The following is a 4,464-nucleotide window of genomic DNA, read 5'->3' on the forward strand; positions in this document are numbered from 1 at the left end:
AGCTGTCTCTTGATCACAAGTCTGACTCAAGAGATTTTGCTAAATCGTAGCCTTCCAGGATGGCTTGTAACTTAAGCCATCCTTTCCATAACACTTTCACAGATGCACGCCCTGTGCGCTTGGTATCTTTCCAGCCTCCTAACTTTGCCAGTTCCTGATACGCCCATGACATATTTGGAGCAGTTTCAGGCAATGGTGTTTTTATTCTCTTTAACCACAATAACTTCCATGCTTTGGGAGATAACAGTTGTTCACAACTTGGGGAATCAGGCTGCTCATTGGTGAACTTTAGTTGCAATATTCGCGTCGCAATAAAGCCATTAATCGTCACCAATCTTTCCATGTTATCTTGGCTTTGAAGGCGTAAACTTTCGATATCCGTACCATCACTTTTCCAGACTTTATGGTATTCCTCTACAAGCCAACGGTGCTCATAGTAGGTGATGATAGCTAAGGCGTCTTCTTTGCTGGTGACTGGTTCACTGGTTAATAGGTGCCAGCTTAAGCCGTTCTTAGCGTTTCCTCGCTCTGTACAGCCGACATAGTAAACTGGGAGGGAGTGTCCTTTCTTATTGTAAGGCGCTTTGAGTGTCACTGGCGCATAGGTGATATCCAGTGTTGCGCTTCGGGCTTTTCTTCCTCCTTTTTGTGCAATGTGGATGTGTTTGGTGCCTGCACTCATCAGCTCGCTTGCAAACGCATAGAGCTTATCCTCACCTTCTTCAATATGACGACTTTGCATCGAGCGTACGACGAATCGTTGCTGCTCGGTCAGTTTATACTGCAAGTATTCGTAGATGTCCGCTTCGCGGTCACACACCGATATCACGTTCGCCATTTGTCCTTGCAGCCGCTCTGCCATCGCTCGTGACGCTGACTCCCACTTGTAACTTTCTTTTTCTTCGTAAGAAGTCGTCGCGTGTTTTTCTCTTTTTCCAATCGTGTTGATATCACGACTCCAGCGAGACTGTTCAATTAATCCCACAACTTGCTTTGTGTCTGGCGCAAACAGTAATACGCTATGAGCTAACAAGCCTCGTTGTTTTGCTCCTCGTCCGACATGACCCAAATCATCTCGAATGGAGGAATGCTTATAAATTAGTGTGGTCGTGTCTTCTAATGCGAGCAATAAGTTATGACTTTTTGCTTGTTCAACCGTGGCTTTAAAGCCTGACTCTGCTATAGCCGTTGCGTCAATATTCTCGTTGCGAATAAAGCGGTAGGCACCTTCCATATCGGCGGGGGATTGAGTGATGTTCACAAGTGGTTTTCCTGGTTCATTTGCAAGCGTTGATGCTAACTTTACCAGACGCGCTGTTCTTCTTGGATCACCTAAGTCCGATTTACCGAATTGTTGTTTTGCCCAATGAGTATGTTCGTTAATCATAATGTGCCCTCAAACAAGATTTGAAGATCTGATCATGACATTGAGATTTAGTTCAAAAAAATCCCCGCTAATTTCTTAGCAGGGATTTGTGTATAAGAGACAGCTAATAGCGGCTTTATTTTTGTGGGCGATTTTTTATAAAAATTATTGAATTTTTTGCATGCGTTAAGGTCTATCAGCATGCAAATATACCTATACAGTGAAATAACCATGCAAAACATGCCATCAATTAAACGTTGTACTCGAGAAGAGTTAGCGCCAGAGCAAGATTTGGGGCGTTTAGTCTCTTTTTTACGTTCGAGATTAGCCATTCATGTTGATGCCAAGTTACTCCCTATGGACCTAACTTCAGCGCAATATATTGTGGTTGTACTACTTGCGAGAGAGTCGGTTAATACGCTTGCAGGACTTTGCGAGTATATGGTTTATGACCGTGGCGCTATGAGCCGCTTGCTAAACCGACTTGAAGAAAAAGGACTCATTATTAAAACGCAATGTGAGCTTGATAAGCGCTCAACTATTTTGTGTTTAAGTGAAAAAGGTAAAGCGCTTTGTCCTGAAATTATGCCCTTAGTTAACGAAGTCTATGCGCAAGCATTAAATGGTTTTTCAGAGCCAGAAAAAAACCAAATAATCGACTTACTATTCAAAGCTATAAATAATCTTGATTTACTGCCAGACTCGCCTCAAAAGTAGATTATCAATAAAATAGCGATACTGTTTCAATAGAAAGTTAGCGTGCTAATTAGTTGATCTGATTGTGCGCAGAATCTAACTTTGATAATATAGTTGCCTAGGCAATTAAAGTTATCATCTTGTTAGGTTTGTTATGATTGAAAATAATTTGTTAGTACAATTACAGCAGCAATATCCAGAACATACTTTTATGCAACATCACTTAAGTGTTGTCCATAAGGGACGTTTTGCTAACGCGATTGTGTATCGATATAAAGATAATGAATTTGATTTAATTGTTAAAGATTTTAGCCAAAGCCCCTGGTTTATCCGCAAAACATTTGCACGACTATCTGTAAATCAAGAGTATAAAGGGTTGAGCCGTTTAGCTGAGCTTGATGCAGTTGCTAACCGCTTTTGTAGATTGTCGCCGATAGCGGTTGCTTATAACTATATCGAAGGCACGCCACTGCGCGCTTTAATTCATGAAGACAAAACACTACCTGTTAACTTTTTTAGTGAGCTTGAGCGCCAAGTAGCAAAAATGCATCGCAAAGGCATCGTGCATTTAGACTTGCGTAATATGGGTAACATTTTATGCGGCGCAGACGGTAAACCTTATTTTATAGATTTTCAGTCTACTATTAGCTTTTCTCGTTTTCCACGTTGGTTGCAACGCTTTATGCGAGGATCCGACATGTCAGGCGTATATAAAGCATGGAATAAATTGGGTGAGCAACCTCTGCCACAAAAAAAGCAAGACTATTTAGAGCGCTTTAATCACGTGCGTAAACGCTGGATTTTTAAAGGTTACCCAATACAACGTGGTTATGCGTGGGGCGCTGCACTTATTACTCAATTTGTAGATTCTGACTTGGTACGAAATATTACTGATAGACTTTAATTTAAAGCATAAACCGTAATTTAAAAACACCTAATTCATTGTGTGATTTTGCCCATATTAGCCTAGCTAATATGGGATTTTTTTATTATAAGTAATCCCTTTGGTTTGCTTACTTGTTGTTTAATCCCTCAAAAACAATTCCTTTTACTGTTTTTTTAATTTTTTAAAATAAATATTAGTACTGCATTTAGTTTGCCCATACAATGCGCAAAAATAGCTTGCGCATGCTTAATAAGTTCACGTTTTTTCTGCAATTTTTTATTGTTCAAGTAGACTATAAATAATGTGCGCTTTTAAATTTTAAGGTTTTAAGATGATTGAGTATCCGGTAGACCAACTTCCACAGCTCATAAATGATTTATTGCAATGCGATACAACAGAACGCAAAAATAAATTATTAGCAGATGCGCAGTTAACGCTTTCAACAGAGCACCTGTCATTACTTTTTGAGGCGATACCAAAAGAACAACGACTTGAAATTTGGCAGTTGCTTGATGAAGACACGCAACACGAAATTTTTGTTAATTTAAGTGAAGATAGTTGTTTGTGGTTGCTACAAACGCTAGAAGACACTGAGGCTTTTAAACTTCTTGATGAAGTTAATGTAGAAGAGCTACTGGAACTTGAAGAAGTTATACCAGAGCGATTTGTTGAGTATGCAAAAAAGCAACTCGATGAAGCGCAAACCAAACAATATGATTTAGCGCAGCAATACCCGCCAGAGCAATTAGGTCACTGGTTAGGTTTTGACTTTTTAAAAGTATCGGAGAAGCTAACAGCCGGTGGTGCTAAAAAATTGCTACATAAAGGTTTACCGCAATACAGTGAAGTTATTTATTTAGTAAGCCGCAAGGGTAGTTTAATAGGTGAGGTTGCGGTAAATGATTTAATAAAAGCCAGCGACACCGATAATTTAATGACATTGGCAAATCATGACTTTTCATCGCTCCATGCTGATGATGATTTATATGAAGCGGCAGAAGTGGTGATCCACAGTGAAAAAATGGCACTGCCAGTGGTTAATGCTGATAACAAATTACTTGGGCGATTAACCATTGCCTCTGCTTATGAATTACGACAAGAAATTGCTGATGAAGCAGCCGCTAAAGCTGGTGGTTTACGTGAAGACGAAGACCTGTTCGCAAGTGTGCGAAAAAGTGCTAAAAACCGTGGTATATGGTTAGGCATTAATTTAGCAACTGCCTTTTTAGCGTCGTGGTTTATCGGTTTATTTGGCGCAACGATAGAACAAGTTGTAGCATTAGCTGTATTAATGCCAGTGGTCGCTTCTATGGGGGGAATTGCAGGTAGTCAAACATTAACCGTTATTGTGCGAGGTTTAGCGCTTGGACAGGTTACAGATTCAAACCGTAATGCGTTGCTTAAAAAAGAGCTGCGTGTTGGCGCTGTAAATGGCTTGGTATGGGCGTTTGTAATCGGCCTACTTACCTTTTTATGGTTTAACGACTTAATGCTTAGTATTACGATTACGGTAGCC

4 protein-coding genes are annotated in these 4,464 nt (G+C 40.1%); 3 read left to right on the plus strand and 1 reads right to left on the minus strand.

Annotated features, from left to right (window positions below; translation table 11 throughout):
* Positions 1–13 precede the first annotated feature (13 nt).
* Entirely contained in the window at positions 14–1,387 is a 1,374-nt protein-coding gene (locus L656_RS0119440; protein ID WP_024598303.1) for an IS4 family transposase, read from the minus strand.
* A 180-nt stretch (positions 1,388–1,567) separates the two neighbouring features.
* On the opposite strand from L656_RS0119440, the gene L656_RS0119450 reads away from it, so the two are divergent.
* The 3 genes from L656_RS0119450 to L656_RS0119465 all read left to right on the plus strand — a co-directional run.
* Positions 1,568–2,083, plus strand: coding sequence for a MarR family winged helix-turn-helix transcriptional regulator (locus L656_RS0119450; protein ID WP_241763454.1), 516 nt, complete (start codon positions 1,568–1,570; stop codon positions 2,081–2,083).
* 133 nt (positions 2,084–2,216) lie between these two features.
* Positions 2,217–2,966 carry a serine/threonine protein kinase gene (locus tag L656_RS0119455; protein ID WP_024600449.1) on the plus strand — a complete coding sequence of 250 codons (750 nt, stop codon included), beginning with the start codon at positions 2,217–2,219 and terminating at the stop codon, positions 2,964–2,966.
* 313 nt (positions 2,967–3,279) lie between these two features.
* On the plus strand, positions 3,280–4,464 hold a 1,185-nt coding region (locus L656_RS0119465; RefSeq protein WP_024600450.1), incomplete at its 3' end, for a magnesium transporter.

The organism is Pseudoalteromonas sp. TAE56, assembly GCF_000497955.1.
Lineage (GTDB): Bacteria > Pseudomonadota > Gammaproteobacteria > Enterobacterales > Alteromonadaceae > Pseudoalteromonas.

What these genes read in the sequence shown, in the direction of transcription:
- L656_RS0119440 (WP_024598303.1), bottom strand. Translation starts at nt 1,387, where the DNA reads ATGATTAACGAACATACTCATTGGGCAAAACAACAATTCGGTAAATCG.
- L656_RS0119450 (WP_241763454.1), top strand. Translation starts at nt 1,568, where the DNA reads ATGCAAATATACCTATACAGTGAAATAACCATGCAAAACATGCCATCA.
- L656_RS0119455 (WP_024600449.1), top strand. Translation starts at nt 2,217, where the DNA reads ATGATTGAAAATAATTTGTTAGTACAATTACAGCAGCAATATCCAGAA.